Genomic DNA, 18,844 nt, shown 5'->3' with positions numbered 1-18,844 from the left:
GACAAGCCACCCCCTACGGCCGCCCGTGCACCTCAAGGAAGGTCCGCACAGCGGATTCCAGTGCGCCCTCGATCCACGCGGGCTTCAGACTGGTGTGCTCGCCCGCGAAATGCACCCGTCCCTCGACCGTGCGCCCCGCCGCATGCAGCTCGTGCAGCTGGCCGGGGGTGAAGACGACCGCCTCGCCCAGCGCGTAGCGGGCCCGGGCCCAGGACTGGGTCGCGCCGGTACCGGTGAACTCCCGCCGCACCACCGGGCCGAACAGCGCCTCCAGGTCGTTCAGCGCGAACGCGTACCGCTCGCCGTCGGTCAGTGAGTCCCACCGCATCGCGTCGTCCGACCAGGTGTACGCGGCCAGGACCACGCCGCCCTTGGAGCCGTCGGGTGCGTGCGAGGGGAAGTAGCTGAAGCGGCTGGGGCTGTCGGAGACGCACCCGCCGCCGGTGAAGCCGCCGGCCCCCTGCTCCCAGAAGCGGGTCCTGAACTCCAGCAGCACCTTGGTCGCCGAGTCGTAGTGCAGCTCGTTGACCGCGCGCCGCTTGGGGTAGGACATCAGCGGTTCGACCTGGCAGAAGCGCAGGGCGCTGAAGGGGATGGTGACGATCGCGTAGTCACCCTCGAAGGTCTCGGTCGGGGCCACCGGCCGGCCGGTGAAGCCGGACTCGGACCCGGTCTCGGCGGTGGTCTCCACCCGTACCCCGCCGGCGGTCTGGACCAGCCGGGTCATCCGGCGACCCATCCGCAGGTCGTTGCGCAGCGGCTCGGCCAGCGCGTCGGTGAGGGTGGCGGTGCCGCCGGTGAGCTCCCAGTAGCGGCCGGTGGGGGAGATGGCGGCGTGGTCCATCAGGGTGGGGATCAGCGAGTAGTGCAGCCGCGAGGTGAGGTTCTCCAGGGTGCCCGCGGCCTGGATCTGGTCCAGGGACCAGCCGGCCTCCTCCACCAGGAAGCGGTGGGTGGAGTAGCCGTCGTACTTCTGCAGCAGCTTGGACCAGCCGTCGATCTGGTCGGCGATCGGGCCGCCGGGGACGGTCACCGGCGCCAGCACCTGGTTCACCGCGGCGGTGGTGGTCTGCGTGCTGTCCACGCCGAAGGTGGCGTTCACCGCGGCCGGGGCGCTCGCGTAGCGGGACCGAGTGGTCGTGCTGCCGTTGACCCGGATCAGGGTGCGGTTGGTGGCCGCCGGAGCGGTGAAGCCGGGTGCGTCCGGACCGTTGCGCCACTGCATGCCGGTGAAGGACTGGTACACCACCGGCGGTGTGCTGCCGGTGGGCTCGGCGCCGGGGGCGACGTCGGCGTTGTAGAACAGCCGCCGCTTCAGCTTGAGTTGGTCGGCCAGGGCGAGGACCAGCGGATGGAAGTCGGGCAGTCGCATGGCCCCGGCCTCGGCGTGCAGGGCGGGGTCGGTGAAGACGCCGCGGAAGGTCTTGACCCGGCCGCCCACCCGGTTGCCGTTGGCCTCGATCACCACCACCTCGTGCCCGGCCCGCTTCAGCAGCCCGGCGACCGTCAGCCCGGCCACTCCGGCGCCGACCACCAGCACCTTCTTGCGCGGGGAACGGGGCGGCAGCTGCCCGTCGATGAGGATCTTCAGGTACTCCAGCTTGAGGTCCTCCCCGTTGTCGCCGACCAGCAGCATCTTGCGGGCCAGGTCCCGGCTGACCTCGGGGTCGGCCCCGCCCGGATATGACGCCGGGTCAGTTCCCGTCTCCGGCCGGGACGGGGCCGGTGCGAAGCCGGTCGCGCCGAAGAGCGCGGCGGCCGCTCCGGTGCCCAGGACGGTCCTGCGTCCCATCGTGGTACGGGCGTTGGGGACGGGGGTGGGGCCGGTTCGGCGGAGGAAAGCTGGCATGGGGACTCCTGGGGTGCTGAACTGCCGGTCAGGGGCCGTGGGATGGCCCCGGGTCCAGTCTCTGCACGGTTCGGCCGCGAACGGCCGATTCACTCGTTCGGCGTCGAGTCCTCCGGCGGTGTCGCCACCACCCCTGCTGAATCAGATGTTTGAGAGGTATTCATCCTCATGGGTGGGTTTGCCGGATCTGCCCCATGCAGCGCAGCGCCGTCGGGCAATCCTTGCGCATGGCTCCGTCCCACCACCATCACCGGCAGTGCACCGTCCCGCCACCACCACCCGTGCCCGCGCCGCCGAAGCCGCCCGTCGGCGGTGCGCCGCCGACGTCGTTCCCCAGCTTCCCGTCCTTCCCGCCGTTCCCGCACTGCAGCACGCCGCCCGCGCCGCGTCCGACGCCGACGCCGCACCCGCACCCGACGCCGCATCCCACGCCGCGCCCGGTGCACCATCCGGCGCCGGTCGTGGTGGTGCACCACCACCCGGCACCGAAGCCGACGCCGCGTCCGACCCCGCCGCCGCACCCGCTCGCTGTGCTGCCCACCCCCACGCCGCACGCCCAGGTGCACACCACCACCGCGCCGCCGCGCATCATCACCGACACCGCGGCCCCGGCCACCAACGGGTCCCCGGAGGCGGCGTTCATCCTGGTCGCGGTGACCCTTCCGGCGCTGATCGCGGCCGGTGCCAGCTTCATCAACCACGCTGTCGGGAGGCACCGTTGATCCTCGGTTTCATTCTCTTCGTCCTGCTCGGCACGCTCGCGGCGGTCGGGGTGCTGGCGGCCTTCGGCCGCACCGCGCGGTCCAGGGAGGGGACCTTCTCAGGCGGCGCGCTCAGCTTCCTGGGCTCGGCCTCTCTGTCCTCGTTCATCCTGGTGGCCGCCTTTCTGATCGCCGGCTCCTGGTCCAACATCAACACCGCCCGCGGGCACACCTTCGACGAGTCCCGGGCCCTCAACGCCGCCTACACCGACGCCGACACGACCACCCGCCCGCTGCTGACCAGGTACGTCACCTCGGTCATCGACGGCGAGTGGGCCACCATGTCGCACGGCGACGCCGATCCGGCCACCTGGAGCGACCTGGACGCGGTGCGGGCCCACGTCGAGGCGCTGCCGGCCACCAACCCCAGCAGGGCCCAGGAGTTGACCGACCTGGCCAGCGTCTACACCACCCGTCAGATCCGGTTGGCCGACACCCAGGCCTCGCTGCCGGCCCCGCTCTACCCGGCGCTGATCGGCGCCGGACTGCTGGTGCTGCTGTACGCACCGATCGCCGGACTGACCTTCCACCTGCGCGAGTCGATCGCCCTGGGACTGGTCGGCGCGGTGGTCGGCTTCGGCATCTACCTGGTGCTGCACATGACCCACCCGTACACCGGCCCGGTCCATGTGACCCCGGTCGCCTACACCCAGAGCCTGGCCCGCTTCGCCCAACTGTCGGCGGGCTAGCAGGGATCCGAAACCGTCGCCGACCAGCGGTGCCGCCCCGCCTCCCCCGCTCCGCGCAATCCCGCTAGGATCTCGCGGGTGGACCCGATATCCCGCCGCAACGGCGCTGCCGCCGCCCCCGTGGCGCTCAAGATCCTTGTGGCCGGCGGGTTCGGGGTGGGCAAGACCACGCTGGTCGGCGCGGTCAGCGAGATCCGTCCGCTGCGCACCGAGGAGCAACTGAGCGAGGCCGGACGGCCGGTGGACCGGACCGAGGGCGTGGAGGCGAAGACCACCACCACCGTGGCGATGGACTTCGGCCGGATCGACATCCGCGAGGGCCTGGCCGTCTACCTGTTCGGCACCCCGGGCCAGGACCGCTTCTGGTTCGTCTGGGACGAGCTCGCGGTGGGCGCGCTGGGTGCGGTCGTGCTGGCCGACACCCGGCGGCTGGACGAGTGCTTCCCCTCGGTGGACTACTTCGAGCGGCGCGGCATCCCCTTCGTGGTGGCCGTCAACTGCTTCGAGGGCGCGCGCCCCTACCCGCTGGAGCAGGTGCGCGCGGCGCTCGACCTCGGCGCGGAGATCCCGCTGGTGCAGTGCGACGCCCGGGTGCGGGACTCGGCCAAGGCGGTGCTGGTCTCCGTCGTCGAACTCGCCCTGAGCGCCGCGAGCCCGGTGCCCGCTGTCCGTCCCGGCGAGTGAGGCGCCGCCGCCGGCGAGCGGCGGCACCGTCCCGGCTCACGGCTTCGCGGCGGATGCGCCCGCAGTCGGGATCACGGCGCTGGTGAGGGTCTGCGGGTCGTCGGTGAACACCCGCAGGTAGGTCGAGCCGCTGCCGCCCGACGGGTTGCCGCGGCGGATCAGCCGGTAGCTGCCGGAGCCCCCGGGGGCCAGCATCGACGGGCCGGACTCCACCCTCCAGTCGAAGCTGGTCCAGGCGCTGCTGCTGGAGGCGAACTGCGGGGTGAGCACCGCGTCCGAGGTGTTCGTCAGTCTGACGGTCAGTGCGGTGACGGCCGACGAGCCCTTGCCGGCGGCGGTCGTGGTCCGTACCGCGGAGATGTCCATCCTCAGCGGGACCGGCGAGGCGACCGCGACCGCCAGGCAGAGCAGCGCCGGGACGGCGAGCAGGGCGGGCAGCGCCACCCGGAGGCGGCGGTCGGCGAGCAGCCGGGGCCGCCACTGCCGGAGCCCCTGGTAGTCCTCCTGCGGGCAGCTGGCGAAGGCGATCAGCCACAGCGGGGCCAGCAGCACGAAGTAGGTCTCGGGGGAGCGCGGCGCCAACAGGAAGGCGGGCCAGGGGAGCAGGGCCAGGGCCGGGGCCAGCCGCCGGGGGTACACCAGCAGCGCGACCAGGGTCGCGGCCAGCAGCAGCGCGGCGGCGTAGGAGTACATCGCCAGGTTGCCGGAGCCGGAGGTCAGGTAGTAGCTGATGTCGATCGCGCCCAGCCCCTGCGGGGTGGCGTGCTGGGTGAGCACGCTGCCGATCCCGCTGACCCAGGCGCCGCCGTCCCGGATCATGAAGGGCAGGTTGACCAGCAGGAAGGTGCCGAGGGCGATGGCCGCCCAGCGTCCGGTCACCAGCAGCGCGCCGCGCCAGGGCAGTTCGCCACGCCGGGCCAGCAGGATCCCGAGGAGCAGGAACGGCGCCAGGAACCAGCCGAGCTGGTGGGCGGAGGCGGCGATGCCCAGGCACAGCGCGGAGAGCACGCCCCGCCGGCCCAGCACCCCGCCGGCCCCGGTACGGGTCCACCGGTGCACGGCGACGGCGAGGAAAGGCAGCGCCAGGAAGACCGGGTAGCCGTTCCTGACGTAGAAGAAGTACCAGCTCATGCCGAAGCAGACCAGGGTGGCGGCGGGGCGCAGCTGCACCGGCAGGGTCCGGAACATGAACAGCGCGGTCGCGCTCAGCGCGGCGAAGGCGAACAGGCCGAGCAGGGGCACCCAGGAGGGCAGAGAGCTGACGAAGGGCGCGGCCAGCAGGGCGCTGAGCGGCGGGTAGCTGAAGGTGTCCGCGAACCGGCCGTTCATCAGCGGGGTGGTGCCCACCCCGAACTGCTGGGCGAAGTGCGGCCAGTGCCGTCCGTAGACGTGGCCGCCGGCGGCCAGGGCCCGGGCCGCGAGGGTGACCAGCGGCCCCTCGTCGTCCTGGTACGGCCGCTGGCTGGAACCGACCGACCCCACGAAGATCGCGGCGAAGCGCAGGAAGCCGGCCAGCAGCACCGCCAGGTCCACCCGGACCAGCGCCCGCTGCCGGCGCACCGTCAGCGCCAGCACGGCCAGCAGCACCATCGACGCGTACAGCACCAGCAGCAGCACCAGCACCTTGTGGTTGGCGAGGGCGTGCGAACGGATCGCGTCGGCCATGCCCTGGAACAGGGAGAGCACGGCGAGCAGGCTCAGCGTCCGGTGCAGGTACGAGGGACGCTCCTGCCCGGACTCCGGGCGCTGGCGCAGGACCGTGAAGCGACGGCTGGTCAGAGCCGTGGAAGGAACGGACATACTGAGAGAAGGTCCCCAAGTTCGGTCAAATGACTCGGTCGTCGAGGCCAAGCTAGTGGACCGGGGTAAGACCCGGGGCGCGACTCGGGTGAACACCTGGTGCGAAAGTCACCGGTGCGCCGCTCGGTGCGCCCGGGCACGGCCGGCTGCGCCGGGGCCGGGTGCGGGCTTCGCCTCGCCCGGAACCAGTACCCTGGTGCTCCGCCCATCGGCGTAGTCCGGCCGGTGCCACGGGCCGGATTCCCCGGCCGCGCCGGACCGAACTCCCGGGGAGCCGGCGCCGTTCGGGGCGGTGAGCGGCCTGCGCCCGCGCGACCGCGGCCGTTCGTCCGTAAACCTGCTCGACAGGGCTCACAATTGTTCTTCACCGGACTGGCACATCTGGGAGTCTGTCCGGCAGAGGTGGGCGAGGGGAGGGGGAGACAGCCGTGGCCGGACTCGCCATGCAGCCGGACGCCCACGGCCGTCTTCCGCGTCCCCGGTTCCGCTGGCGGTACGGCCTCGGCCTGCTGCTGCTGCTCTGCAGCCTGCTGGCGCTGGTGGCGGTGGGTCAGTTCGCCGGCTGGATCGGCTCCGGGCGCGGGCGCGCCCAGGCCGAGGCCGCCGCGGACTACCGGGCGTCCACACTGCTGCTGGCACTCCGCGGGATACCCGCGGCCGGCTCCCCCGGGGCGGTGCCGGTGGGCGAGGCGGCGTACGCCGGCGCGGTGCGCCGGGTCGGCGGCCAACTGCTGGACGCCCGCTACGGTCCGGCCCCCGGCCAGGTCGCCCTGACCGTGCGGATCACCGGTACGTCCGTGCGCGGAGCGCTGAGCGGACACCGGACCACGACGGTGCGGCACTGCTACGCCTACAGCTGGACGGGTGCTCCGGCCGCGGCCGTGCGGAGTTCGACGGACTGCCCGCCGGTGGCGGCCGCGCTGTACCTGTCGGCCGGGAAGGCCGAGGTCCTGGCGGGCCGGCTGGCCCTGCTGTCCGGTACCGCGGCGGCGCGGCAGGCGGATCTGCCCGGTCTGCTGTCCGCCGCCAAGGCGCCGCCGAACACGGCATTTCAGCGGACGGAGGTCTCCGCGAGCCCGAAGAGCAGTACCGTCGTCACTGCTATCTCCGATCCCGAGGACGGCTGCGTCTTCGTCGAACTGAGCTCCGGGGTGCTGACCGCCTGGCCCGCTCCGCTGCTGGCGGCGTGCACGCCGGCTCGCGCGACCCAGGCCGTGCAGGTCGGCTGAGTCCGGGTCAGTTTTCTTGTCACCAGGTTGCAAGAAATAGTAAGCAGCTTGCGCATCATGACATACACTTGCGGGCATGACACGACGACTTGCTGAAGTGGCGAAGAAAGTCGGGGTCAGCGAGGCGACGGTCAGCCGCGTCCTCAATGACAAGCCCGGCGTCTCCGAGAACACCAGGACGGCGGTGCTGACCGCACTCGACGTGCTCGGGTACGAACGGCCGACGCAGCTCCGCGGGGAGCGCTCCCGGCTGGTCGGCCTGGTGCTGCCGGAGCTGCAGAACCCGATCTTCCCGGCCTTCGCCGAGGTGGTCGGCGGGGCGCTGGCCCAGCAGGGGTTCACCCCGGTGCTGTGCACCCAGACCGCCGGCGGGGTGTCCGAGGCCGACTACGTCGAACTGCTGCTGCAGCAGCACGTGTCCGGAGTGGTCTTCTTCGGCGGCCTCTACGCGCAGGCGGACTCCCCGCACGAGCACTACGAGCGGCTGGCCCAGCGCGGCCTGCCCACGGTGCTGCTCAACGCGGCCATAGACGGGCTCGGCTTCCCGCAGGTCTCCTGCGACGACGCGGTGGCGGTGGAGCAGGCGATGGGGCACCTGGTCTCGCTGGGCCACCGGAAGATCGGCCTGGTGCTGGCCACGCCGGACCACGTGCCCTCCCGGCGCAAGCTCGCCGCGGCCCGGATCGCCGCCGAGCGGGCCGGCGTGGAGCTGCCGGACGAGCACATCGAGCACGCGCTGTTCTCGCTGGAGGGCGGCCAGGTCGCGGCGGGACGGCTGGTGGCCCGCGGGGTCACCGGCATCATCTGCGCCAGCGACCCGATCGCGCTGGGCGCGGTGCGCGCGGTGCGCCGGGCCGGGCTCACCGTCCCCGGCGACGTCTCGGTCGTCGGCTACGACGACTCCTCCTTCATGACCTGCACCGACCCGCCGCTGACCACCATCAGGCAGCCGATCGAGGCGATGGGCAGGGCGGCGGTGGACCTGCTGGCCAGCGAGATCGCCGGGGCCAGGGTCACCCACGACGAGCTGCTCTTCGAGCCGGAGCTGGTGGTCCGCGGCTCCACCGGGCCGGTGGGCGGCCGGGGCTAGCGCGGCCGGATCCGCACGCAGCGCACTGTCAAGGGGTCGGACGGTAATCGTCCGACCCCTTTGTCATGCCCTCTCGTTACCATGTCGAAATCTTGCAATCTTTGGTCGACATATTGTGGTCATCTGCTTGCGATGGTTAAGTGTCCCGCATCACAGCGCAACGACACCCTGAATCGCCACCCAGAAGGGTCCTCACAATGACCAGTGAGCGACTGACCAGTCCTCGCACCCGTAGAACGGCCGCCCTGCTCCTCGCGGCAACTGTCGGACTCACCGCGGCCGCCTGTGGCAGCAGCACCAAGACTGCTTCCAACGGCGGTAGCGCCAGCGCGGGTTCGGGCGGCGGCAAGGTGACCATCAGCATCGACTGCGAGCCGCCGACCAGCCAGCCGGTTCCCCGTCAGCAGTGGGTCGACGACATCGCCGCGTTCGAGAAGCAGAACCCCAACGTCACGGTCAAGAGCATCGACACCTTCCCGTGCGAGACGCCGGCGCTGTTCACCGCCGCCCTCGCCGGGCACACCGAGCCGAACGTCTTCTACACCTACTTCACCGACAAGCAGCAGGTGCTGGACTCCGGCCAGGCCGCGGACATCACCCAGTACGTCAACACCACCAGCGTGCCCACCCTGAACGACATCCTCCCGTCCGTGCTGGACGGCCAGAAGTCGGACGGCAAGCTGTACGGCATCCCGCGGAGCAACTACTCCATGGGCATGATCATCAACCGCAACCTGTTCAAGCAGGCGGGCCTCAACCCGGACAAGCCGCCGACCACCTGGGCGGAGGTCGCCACCGACGCCGCGGCGATCCAGAAGCTGGGCGGCGGCATCAGCGGCTACGGCGACTACAGCGCCGGCAACAACGGCGGCTGGCACTTCGTCGCCGAGATGGACGCCCTCGGCGCCCCGGTCGTCAGCAGCGACGGCAAGACCGCCGCCTTCAACAACGCCCAGGGCCTCGCCGTCCTGCAGAACCTGCACGACCTGCGGTTCAAGGACAGCGCCATGGGCACCACCCAGCTGTTCAAGTGGGGCGACCTGCAGAAGCAGATGGCCACCGGCAAGCTCGGCATGTACATCGCGGCGCCGGACGACATCACGTATATGGTGCAGCAGCTGAACGCCAAGTACTCGGACTACGGCATGGGCCCGATCCCCGGCACCGACGGCCCCGCCAAGGGCACCCTGGCCGGCGGCGACGACTACATGTTCAACGTCAAGGACACCCCGGACCAGATCAAGGCCGGCGTCGCCCTGGTCAACTTCCTCAAGCTGACCATGGGTCAGGGCCAGTTCAACTACGCCCGGGCCAAGAGCACCAACCAGGCCGTCGGACTGCCCGAGCCGGAGTTCTACTCGGGTGCCTCGCTGCAGGCCGACAACACGCTCAAGGCCGCCAACGCGACCATGCCGGTGAACAACTACGCGCCGTTCATCCAGGCCGCGGTCCCCGGTGACCTGGAGCCCGGCAACGCCCAGGACATCTACAAGGTGCTGGACACCGCCATGGCGTCCACGCTGACCAACCCCAACGCCAACCTCCAGCAGCTGCTGAAGACCGCGGAGACCCAGGTCAACCAGGTCCTCGCGAACAAGTAGCCGGCAACCGATCCGAACGTCGGAGTGGGGCGGCCGCCAACCGGGCCGCCCCGCCACCGTCGTCCCCGTCCAGGCATTGTCAGGAGCCCCGATGGCGGCAATCGAGGTACTGGTGAGCACCACCGAACCGGGGCCCACCCCCCGGCGCACACCGCGCAGGCAGGGCGACTTCGTCCGGGAGCTGCGGCGCAACGTCAGCGCCTACGGCTTCCTGATCGGAGCGCTGCTCTGCTTCGGCCTCTTCTCCTGGTACCCCATGGTCCGGGAGTTCATCATGAGCTTCCAGAAGCAGAAGCTCGGCCGTACCCAGTGGGTCGGCATGCACAACTTCAACCAGATCTGGAACGACCCCAGCTTCGGCCAGGCCTGGCGGAACACGCTCTACTTCACCCTGCTCGCCCTGCTGCTCGGCTACGTGGTGCCGTTCTTCGTCGCCATCGTGCTCAACGAGTTCCGGCACGCCCGCGCCTACCTGCGGGTCGTGGTCTACCTGCCGGTGATGCTGCCCCCGGTCGCCTCACTGGTGCTGTTCCAGTACTTCTACAACCCCGAGTACGGCCTGTTCGACCACATCCTGCACGCGGTCGGGCTGCCCACGCTGCAGTGGCTGCAGTCGCCGAACACCTCCATGATCGCCGTGGTGATCGCCTCCACCTGGATGAACATGGGCGGCGCCACCCTGATCTACCTCGCCGCCCTGCAGGGCATCCCCGGTGAGCTCTACGAGGCGGCGGAGATCGACGGGGCCGGCATCCTGCGCCGCATCTGGCATGTGACGATCCCTCAGACCAGGCTGATCCTCAGCATGCTGCTGATGCTGCAGATCGTGGCCACCATGCAGGTCTTCGTCGAGCCCTTCGTGCTCACCAACGGCGGACAGGGGGTCGACAACTCCACCACCACCATCGTCTACCTCGTCTACCAGTACGCCTTCAACTTCAGCAACTACGGCGCCGCGTCCGCCCTGGGGCTGCTGCTCCTGCTGGTGCTCATCGTGTTCGCCCTCATCTACCGGTGGGTCAGCCGCCGAGCGGAGCAGTGAGGTCAGCCATGGCAGTCGCAGTCGACACGTCCACCCGAACCCTGGTCTCCCGGGTCCAGCTGAACCGCCCGCGCGGTCGGATCGTCTACTGGTCCGTGCTGGTGCTGACCCTGGTGGTGTTCACCCTGGTCTTCATCGGACCGCTCTACATGATGGTCACCGGCGGCCTGAAGACCACCGCCGAGGCGATCCAGAGTCCGCCCACGCTGTACCCGCACAAGATCACCCCCGGCACCTACAGCACCGCCTGGACCCAGCTCAACCTGGCCAAACTGCTGACGAACACGCTGATCTACGCCTTCGGAGCGCTGCTCCTCCAGCTGGTCTTCGACATCAGCGCGGCCTACGCCTTCTCCAAACTGCGCCCGGTCCTCGGCAACCTCGTGCTGGGTGCGATGCTGGCCACCCTGATGATCCCGGCCATGGTGCTGATCGTGCCGCAGTACCTGACCGCGATCGACGTGCCGATCCTGCACGTCAACCTGCTCAACACGCCCTGGGCGATCTGGCTGCCCTCGGTGGCCAACGCCTTCAACATCTTCCTACTGAAACGATTCTTCGACTCGATCCCGCAGGAGCTGCTGGACGCGGCCTCGATCGACGGAGCCGGATCGATCCGGATCCTTTGGTCGATCGTGCTGCCGATGTCCAGGCCGATCATCTCGGTGGTGTCGATCTTCGCCCTGGTCGCGGTCTGGAAGGACTTCCTCTGGCCGCTGCTGGCGGAGCCCTCCCCGACCAAGCAGACCCTGAACGCCGGCATCTACTCGCTCTCCCAGGGCGTCCCCGAGAACGTGCTCATCGCGGCCTCGGCCATCTCGGCGGTGCCGACGATCCTGTTCTTCCTGTTCTTCCAGCGCAACATCATGGCCGGCCTGACCGCGGGCAGCCTCAAGGGCTGACACCCCGACAGACTGCCGCGGACACCCTCCCGCAGTGCCGCGCCCCGTCCCGTGATTGGTCCTGCCCGGGACCGGTCCCTCCCCGGACCGGTCCCAGGCGGACCAGCCTCGTCCCCGACAGATGGAGACCCCTACCGTGCACGAGCCCCAGTGGTGGCGCGGCGCCGCGATCTACCAGGTGTACGTACGCAGTTTCGCCGACGCGGGCGGCGACGGAGTCGGCGATCTCGCCGGCGTACGCTCCCGGCTCCCCTACCTCTCCGACCTCGGTGTCGACGCACTCTGGTTCACCCCCTGGTACGCCTCGCCGCTCGCGGACGGCGGCTACGACGTCGCCGACTACCGTGAGATCGACCCGGCCTTCGGCACCCTCGCGGAGGCCGAGAAGCTCATCGCGGAGGCGCTCGACCTGGGCATCCGCACCATCGTCGACATCGTCCCCAACCACGTGTCGGACCAGCACGTCTGGTTCCAGCAGGCACTGGCCGCCCCGCCGGGGTCGCCGGAGCGGGCCCGCTTCTGGTTCCGCCCCGGCCGCGGCGAGCACGGCGAAGTGGCGCCCAACAACTGGCGCTCCCAGTTCGGCGGTTCCGCCTGGACCAGGGTCACCGAGCCGGACGGGACACCGGGGGAGTGGTACCTGCACCGCTTCGCCCCCGAGCAGCCCGACCTCAACTGGGACCACCCGGAGATCCGCCGCGAGCACGAGGACGTGCTGCGGTTCTGGTTCGACCGGGGCGCGGCCGGGGTCCGCATCGACTCGGCCGCCGAACTGGTCAAGGACCCGGCCCTGCCGGACTACGACTACGAGGCGCCGCACGCCCCGGACGAGCCGCACCCCTACATCGACCGGGAGGAACTGCACGACATCTACCGCTCCTGGCGGGCCATCGCCGACTCCTACCCGCAGCCCCGCGCCCTGATCGGCGAGGTCTGGCTGCCGGACCCGGTGCGCTTCGCCCGCTACCTGCGGCCGGACGAGCTGCACACCGCCTTCAACTTCGGCTTCCTGGCCTGCCCCTGGGACGCGGTCGAACTGCGGGACACCATCACCACCACGCTGGCCGTGCACGCCCCGGTGGGGGCCCCCGCCACCTGGGTGCTGGCCAACCACGACATCACCCGCACCGCCACCCGCTACGGCCGCGAGCACACCGGCTTCGACTTCGCCGACAAGGCCCACGGCATCCCGACCGACCTGGAGCTGGGCACCCGACGGGCCCGTGCCGCCGCACTGCTCTCGCTGGCCCTGCCCGGGTCGGTCTACCTGTACCAGGGCGAGGAGTTGGCGCTGCCGGAGGTGGAGGACATCCCCGCGGACCGGATCGAGGACCCGATGTACCACCGCACCGGCGGTGTGGACCCGGGCCGCGACGGCTGCCGGGTACCGATCCCCTGGTCCGGGGTGGTCCCACCGTACGGCTTCAGCCCGCCGACGGCCGAGGCCGAGCCGTGGCTGCCGCAGCCGGCCGCGTGGGCGCGGCTCAGCGCGGAGGCCCAGGACGGCGACCCGGCCTCGATGCTGACGCTCTACCGGCAGGCGCTGCGGATCCGCCGCGACGAAGCTGCGCTGGGCGACGGGCCGATGGAGTGGCTGACCGAGGAGGCGGACGGCGCCGCGCTGGGTCCGCGGGTGCTGGCGTTCCGGCGCGGTGCCGGCTTTACCTGCCTGGTGAACCTCTCCGACGCGGCGGTGCCGCTGCCAGGGCCTGCGGCGGCCGAGGTGCTGCTGGCCAGCGGACCCACCCCGGGCGGCCTGCTGCCCCCCGATACGGCGGTGTGGCTGCGGACCACCTGACAGGTCCTCAGCGGTGCCGCTTCGCGCCGTCCCGTACGCGCCGAGGGTCGCGTACGGGGCGTCGCAATTCTTTGCACAGCACTTGCATGGCTGGTCGCGCAGTTCCCCGCGCCCCTGTCTGGCTTGCAACTGAGCCAGTTGCACTTGCTCAGGGGCGCGGGGAACTGCGCGACCAGCCATCTACGGTCCGCAGATGCACACCTACCCCACCACGGTCCCGCTGACCTCCCCCAACCCCATGCGCCCGCCGCCAACCCCCGGCGCACTCCCGCGAATCGACACCGTGTCCCCGTCCTGCAGAAACGCCCGTTCGCTCCCGTCGCGAAGCCGCAGCGGCCGTTCCCCGTTCCAGCCCAGCTCGATCAGCGAGCCCCGCTCGGCGTCCCCCCGGCCGGACACCGTGCCGGAGGCGTACAGGTCCCCGGTGCGCAGCGACGCGCCGTTGGCGGTCAGATGGGCCAGCATCTGCGCCGGGGACCAGTAGGTGTCGCGGTAGGGCGGCCGGGAGACCACCTCCCCGTTCAGCAGGATCTCCAACTGCAGGTCCAGCCCCCAGGGTTCCTTCTCGGCCAGGTACGGCAGCGGCTCGGGCCGCTGGTCCGGCCCGGCAACCCGCGCCGCCTCCAGCGCAGCCAGCGGCACCACCCACGGCGAGACCGAGGTGGCGAATGACTTGCCCAGGAACGGCCCCAGCGGCTGGTACTCCCAGCGCTGCAGGTCGCGGGCGCTCCAGTCGTTGACCAGGACCACGCCGAAGACATGGTCGGCGAAGGCCCCGGTGCCGACCGGTTCGCCCAGCGCCGACGGTGCGCCGACGACGAAGCCGATCTCGGCCTCGATGTCCAGCTTGAGGGTGGGGCCGAAGTCGCCGGCCGCCCGCTGCCCGCAGGGCCGCCGCACCACCGTACCGGAGGGCACCACCGTGCCGGCCCGGCCGTGGTAACCGACCGGCAGGTGCTTCCAGTTGGGCAGCAGCGGCTCCGCCGTCTCCGGGCGGAAGATCCGTCCCAGATTGGCGGCGTGCGCCTCGGAGGCGTAGAAGTCGACGTAGTCGGCGACCTCGACCGGCAGACGCAGCGTCACCTCGTCGACGCGGTGCAGGTTCCGCTCGCAGAAGCGGCGGCGTTCGTCGGTCTCCAGCATCCGGCGGACCTCGGCGCGGACGTAGGCCCACTCCCGCGGTCCGCGCCGCAGGAACCGGTTCAGCGAGCCGGTGGCCAGGTCCGCGCCCAGCGGGGTGCCGGCCCACATCGCGGCCAGGTCCAGGACGTGCTCGCCGATGGCCACCCCGACCCGGGGCCCGCCGACCGGCCGGCCGCCGCGCAGCGGCGTGAACACCCCGTAGGGCAGGTTGTCGAGGGTGAATCCGGAGCCGTCCGGGACCGGGACCCAGCTCATCCCTCACCACCGGGCCCGCGACCGCTCCAGCTCCAGGCGTAGCGGCCGTCGTCGACGGCCCGGCCGCCCTCGGCCAGGTCCAGCGGGCGGAAGGTGTCCACCATCACCGCGAGTTCGTCGAAGAACTCGGCGCCGATGGAGCGCTCGTAGGCGCCGGGCTGGGGGCCGTGGGTGTGGCCGCCGGGGTGCAGCGAGACCGAGCCCTGGCCGATGCCGGAGCCCCTGCGGGCCTCGTAGTCTCCGCCGCAGTAGAACATCACCTCGTCGCTGTCCACGTTGGAGTGGTAGTACGGCACCGGGATGGACAGCGGGTGGTAGTCCACCTTGCGCGGGACGAAGTTGCAGATCACGAAGCCGTTGCCCTCGAAGACCTGGTGCGCCGGCGGCGGCTGGTGGACCCGGCCGGTGATCGGCTCGTAGTCGCTGATGCTGAAGGCGTAGGGGTAGAGGCAGCCGTCCCAGCCGACCACGTCGAAGGGGTGGGTGGGCACGGTCAGCACGGTGCCGCCGATGGCGCCGCCGACCCGGTGCTTCACGTAGACGTCCACATCGCCGTCCACATCGCCGTCGGCGTCGCCGCCGAGGTCCTCGGCGAGCAGCGGTCCGACCGGTCCGCGCAGGTCGCGTTCGCAGTAGGGCGCGTGCTCCAGCAGCTGGCCGTACTTGGACAGGTAGCGCCGGGCCGGGGTGATGTGGCTGTTGGCCTCGACGGCGTAGAGCCGCAGCGGGGCGTCCCCGGTGGGCAGCCAGCGGTGCGTGGTGGCCCTGGGCACGATGACGTAGTCGCCCTGGCCGACCTCGATGCTGCCGAAGACGCTCTCCAGCACCCCGCTGCCGGATTCCACGTACACGCACTCGTCCCCGGTGCCGTTGCGGTAGAGCGGGGAGGGCAGCCCGGCGGCGACGTAGCCGATCCGGACGTCGGCGTTGCCGAGCACGGTGCGGCGGTCGCGGACCGGGTCGGCCTGGCGCCAGCTCTCGCCGGGGAAGAGCTCGTGCAGCCGGAAGTGGTACGGCTTGAGCGGATGGTTGGGCTCGGGCTTGTCCTCGGGGAGCTGCCAGACCCGGCTGTCCACCATCGCCGAGGGCAGGTGCCGGTGGTAGAGCAGCGACGAGTCGGAGGAGAAGCCCTCCTCGCCCATCAGCTCCTCGAAGTAGAGCCGGCCACTCTCCGCGTCCCGGTGCTGGGTGTGCCTCTTCGGGGGGATCGTGCCCGCGCTGCGGTAGTACGCCACCTTCGCCTCCTGAGCGACCTGAGCGACTCTGACCAGGACGCACGCCCTCGGGGTCGCCGAAGGGCCTGCCCTCACATCCCACGGCCCGGCCCTGCCGCTGTCAAGCAGTGGACTCCGGAGCCGGCCGGGGTCAAGCCGGGGTCAATGAGCCGAGTGGCAACGACCTGGACACATGAATGTAACGATCACCCAGCCTTTCAGAAAGTTGCTGCAAGGTCTTTCCACGCCGCTCACGCGCCTGTTACGTTCCTCCCCAAGCCCGACGGCAGCAACGGTGCGTCGGCTCGGGGAGGTTCCTTCGCAGGTGCCGACCCACCCACTCGGGCATCCACCCTCCAAGGAGTTCACAATGCGTCGTGGCATTGCGGCAGCCGTTCTGGCGGCAGCGATAGCGGTTTCTGCAAGCGCTTGCGGGAGTAGCAGCAGCGGAAGCAGTGGTTCTGGCGCCAAGGCCGACAGCCCGGTCACCATCACCTGGTGGGACACCTCGGACGCGACCAATGAGGCCCCCACCTACAAGGCCCTGGTCGCCGCCTTCGAGAAGGCCAACCCGACCATCACGGTGAAGTACGTCAACGTCCCCTTCGCCGACGCGCAGACCAAGTTCCAGACCGCCGCGGGCAGCTCCGGAGCCCCGGACGTGCTGCGCGCCGACGTCGGCTGGACCTCCGGCTTCGCCAAGGCCGGCTACCTGGTCCCGCTGGACGGCACCGCGGCCACCGCCGACAGCAGCTCCTTCGAGAAGCAGCTGGTCACCCAGGCCAGCTACAACGGCCACCAGTACGGCGTGCCGCTGGTCACCGACACCCTCGGCCTGATGTACAACAAGGCGCTCTTCGCCAAGGCCGGCATCACCGCGGCCCCCACCACCTGGGACGAGCTCAAGGCCGACGCCGCGCTGGTCAAGCAGAAGGACGGCGTCGACGGCTTCGAGTTCAACGCCGCCTCCTACTACGCGATGCCGTTCCTCTACGGGGAGGGCACCGACATGATCGACGCCTCCTCGCAGAAGATCACCGTCAACTCGGCCGCCGCGGTCAAGGGCATCGACACCATCAAGAGCCTGCTGGCCAGCCCCGGCGTCACCAAGCTGGACACCACGGCCAACGCCTACGCGACGATGATGGACAAGTTCGGCAGCGGCAAGATCGCCATGATCGTCCAGGGCCCCTGGGAGACCACCAACGTCTACAAGGGCTCGGCCTTCACCGACAAGAGCAACCTCGGCGTGGCCCAGGTCCCGGCCGGTTCCACCGGCAAGGCCGGCGCCCCGATCGGCGGCCACAACCTGGTCGCCTACGCCGGCGCCGACACCGCCCACCAGGCCGCCTCGGAGAAGTTCATCGCCTTCATGACCTCGGCCGCCTCGCAGGTCACCATCGCGACCAAGAACGCGACCCTGCCGACCCGGTCCGACGCCTACACCTCCGCGGTCACCTCGAACCCGGGCATCGCCGCCTTCCAGGCGATCCTGGCCGCGGGCGTGCCGCGCCCGGCCGTGCCCGAGTACAGCTCCATGTACACCCCGTTCAACACCGACCTGCTGAAGATCCTGGCCGGCCAGGAGAGCACCCAGACCGGTCTGAACAACGCCTCGGTCGCCATCAAGAAGCTGGTCCCGTCCTACGCGACCCAGTGACCCCCGGCCCGGCGGGCCGGTCCCCGATCCGGGACCGGCCCGCCGGGCGCCTGCCGTGCCCCTCGCGCCGTACGAACAGCCGCAGATCCGAAGAGGTGTCAGACCGATGACCGTCGCCGTCCAGGGCAGAGCCCGCAAGGAGCGCCGCGACCGCGAACCCCGGCCGGGGCTGATCGCCCGGCTTCGGCGTTCCTACGACCAGCACTGGTACGCCTGGGTGATGTGCACCCCGGTCGTCGTGGTGCTGGCCGTGCTGGTCGGCTACCCGCTGGTGCAGGGGGTGATCCTCACCTTCACCAACGCCAACAGCCTCAACGTCGGCCGCACCATCGGGGTGAACCACATCCCGGACAGCTACACCTGGATCGGCTTCCACAACTACGTCGACCTGCTCACCGGCCCGGACAACCAGCTGGTGCCGCACTTCGTCTGGACCGTCGTCTGGACCTTCGTCTGCGTGGTCCTCACCGTCGGCACCGGCTTGGGCCTGGCCGTGCTGATGAACCGCAAGATGCGCGGCCGCGCCGTCTACCGGATGCTGCTGATCCTGCCCTGGGCGGTGCCGACCTTCGTCACCGTCTTCTCCTGGCGGCTGCTGCTCAGCGACGGCGGCGCCGTCGACGGGCTGCTCGGCGCGCTGCACCTGCCCCAGCCCAGCTGGCTCAGCGACCCGCTGGCGATGAAGGTCGCCGCGATCCTGGTGAACACCTGGGTCGGCTTCCCCTTCATGATGCTGTCCTTCCTCGGCGGACTGCAGTCCATCCCCAGCGAGCTCTACGAGGCCGCCGAGATGGACGGCGCCACGCCCTGGCAGCGCTTCACCCAGGTGACCCTGCCCGGGCTGCGCCCGGTGAGCAGCACCGTGACGCTGCTCGGAATCATCTGGACCTTCAACCAGTTCAATGTCATCTACCTGCTGTTCGGTTCCAACGGAACCGACAGCGTGCAGATCCTGGTCACCTACGCGTACCAGCTGTTCTTCGGTCAGATGCCGCAGGACTACGCGGAGTCGGCGGCGGTGGGTGTGATCTGCCTGTCGATCCTGGTGGTCTTCACCGGCTTCTACCGCCGCTGGATGACCAGGAACGAGGCCGCGGCATGAGCACCAGCGTCCTCCCCGAACCCGG

At 70.6% G+C, this 18,844-nt stretch carries 15 protein-coding genes; 11 read left to right on the top strand and 4 right to left on the bottom strand.

Annotated features, from left to right (window positions below; genetic code table 11):
- Positions 1 to 13: 13 nt before the first annotated feature.
- Positions 14 to 1,849: a flavin monoamine oxidase family protein gene (locus ABUW04_RS33760; protein ID WP_380568266.1), complete on the bottom strand. Its 1,836-nt coding sequence runs from the start codon at positions 1,847 to 1,849 to the stop codon at positions 14 to 16.
- A gap of 227 nt (positions 1,850 to 2,076) precedes the next feature.
- Between ABUW04_RS33760 and ABUW04_RS33755 the strand changes: the two genes are divergently transcribed.
- The 3 genes from ABUW04_RS33755 to ABUW04_RS33745 all read left to right on the top strand — a co-directional run bounded on the left by ABUW04_RS33755 (position 2,077) and on the right by ABUW04_RS33745 (position 3,983).
- Positions 2,077 to 2,571: a hypothetical protein gene (locus ABUW04_RS33755; protein WP_380568265.1), complete on the top strand. Its 495-nt coding sequence runs from the start codon at positions 2,077 to 2,079 to the stop codon at positions 2,569 to 2,571.
- Complete coding sequence (locus ABUW04_RS33750; protein WP_380568264.1) at positions 2,568 to 3,299, top strand: bestrophin-like domain; 732 nt, start codon at positions 2,568 to 2,570, stop codon at positions 3,297 to 3,299. The genes ABUW04_RS33755 and ABUW04_RS33750 overlap by 4 nt, the downstream gene beginning before the upstream one ends.
- 78 nt (positions 3,300 to 3,377) lie before the next feature.
- Positions 3,378 to 3,983, top strand: coding sequence for a GTP-binding protein (locus tag ABUW04_RS33745; RefSeq protein ID WP_232241958.1), 606 nt, complete (start codon positions 3,378 to 3,380; stop codon positions 3,981 to 3,983).
- Between the two features lie 36 nt (positions 3,984 to 4,019).
- Here ABUW04_RS33745 and ABUW04_RS33740 read toward each other — a convergent pair whose 3' ends face one another.
- Complete coding sequence (locus ABUW04_RS33740) at positions 4,020 to 5,783, bottom strand: hypothetical protein (RefSeq protein ID WP_380568263.1); 1,764 nt, start codon at positions 5,781 to 5,783, stop codon at positions 4,020 to 4,022.
- 428 nt (positions 5,784 to 6,211) lie between these two features.
- Between ABUW04_RS33740 and ABUW04_RS33735 the strand changes: the two genes are divergently transcribed.
- The 6 genes from ABUW04_RS33735 to ABUW04_RS33710 all read left to right on the top strand — a co-directional run bounded on the left by ABUW04_RS33735 (position 6,212) and on the right by ABUW04_RS33710 (position 13,445).
- On the top strand, positions 6,212 to 7,012 hold the full coding sequence (locus ABUW04_RS33735; RefSeq protein ID WP_380568262.1) for a hypothetical protein: 801 nt from the start codon (positions 6,212 to 6,214) through the stop codon (positions 7,010 to 7,012).
- Between the two features lie 76 nt (positions 7,013 to 7,088).
- Positions 7,089 to 8,102, top strand: coding sequence for a LacI family DNA-binding transcriptional regulator (locus ABUW04_RS33730; protein ID WP_030247991.1), 1,014 nt, complete (start codon positions 7,089 to 7,091; stop codon positions 8,100 to 8,102).
- Positions 8,103 to 8,299: 197 nt separating this feature from the next.
- Positions 8,300 to 9,703, top strand: a complete 1,404-nt coding sequence (locus ABUW04_RS33725) for an extracellular solute-binding protein (protein ID WP_380568261.1) — start codon at positions 8,300 to 8,302, stop codon at positions 9,701 to 9,703.
- Positions 9,704 to 9,794: 91 nt separating this feature from the next.
- Entirely contained in the window at positions 9,795 to 10,745 is a 951-nt protein-coding gene (locus tag ABUW04_RS33720; RefSeq protein WP_030247988.1) for a carbohydrate ABC transporter permease, read from the top strand.
- 8 nt (positions 10,746 to 10,753) lie between these two features.
- Positions 10,754 to 11,647 (top strand): carbohydrate ABC transporter permease, encoded by an 894-nt coding sequence (locus ABUW04_RS33715; protein ID WP_030247987.1) that lies wholly within the window; start codon positions 10,754 to 10,756, stop codon positions 11,645 to 11,647.
- Positions 11,648 to 11,768: 121 nt separating this feature from the next.
- Positions 11,769 to 13,445 (top strand): glycoside hydrolase family 13 protein, encoded by a 1,677-nt coding sequence (locus ABUW04_RS33710; RefSeq protein ID WP_380568260.1) that lies wholly within the window; start codon positions 11,769 to 11,771, stop codon positions 13,443 to 13,445.
- Positions 13,446 to 13,646: 201 nt separating this feature from the next.
- Here the strand turns inward: ABUW04_RS33710 and fahA are convergent, their stop codons facing one another.
- Positions 13,647 to 14,843 (bottom strand): fumarylacetoacetase, encoded by a 1,197-nt coding sequence (fahA, locus tag ABUW04_RS33705; RefSeq protein ID WP_380568259.1) that lies wholly within the window; start codon positions 14,841 to 14,843, stop codon positions 13,647 to 13,649.
- Positions 14,840 to 16,078, bottom strand: a complete 1,239-nt coding sequence (locus ABUW04_RS33700) for a homogentisate 1,2-dioxygenase (RefSeq protein WP_380568258.1) — start codon at positions 16,076 to 16,078, stop codon at positions 14,840 to 14,842. The genes fahA and ABUW04_RS33700 overlap by 4 nt, the downstream gene beginning before the upstream one ends.
- Before the next feature lie 349 nt (positions 16,079 to 16,427).
- Here ABUW04_RS33700 and ABUW04_RS33695 point away from each other — a divergent pair, with 349 nt between their 5' ends.
- Both ABUW04_RS33695 and ABUW04_RS33690 read left to right on the top strand, forming a co-directional pair.
- The gene (locus tag ABUW04_RS33695; protein ID WP_380568257.1) at positions 16,428 to 17,717 is read left to right on the top strand and encodes an extracellular solute-binding protein; all 1,290 of its coding nucleotides are present in this window, start codon (positions 16,428 to 16,430) and stop codon (positions 17,715 to 17,717) included.
- A gap of 106 nt (positions 17,718 to 17,823) precedes the next feature.
- On the top strand, positions 17,824 to 18,819 hold the full coding sequence (locus ABUW04_RS33690; protein ID WP_380568256.1) for a carbohydrate ABC transporter permease: 996 nt from the start codon (positions 17,824 to 17,826) through the stop codon (positions 18,817 to 18,819).
- Positions 18,820 to 18,844 lie beyond the last annotated feature (25 nt).

It is taken from the genome of Streptacidiphilus jeojiensis (assembly GCF_042510965.1).
Taxonomy (GTDB): domain Bacteria; phylum Actinomycetota; class Actinomycetes; order Streptomycetales; family Streptomycetaceae; genus Streptacidiphilus; species Streptacidiphilus jeojiensis.
Note: the sequence above shows the minus strand (reverse complement) of the source record. Positions and strands in the feature narration are given on the sequence as shown.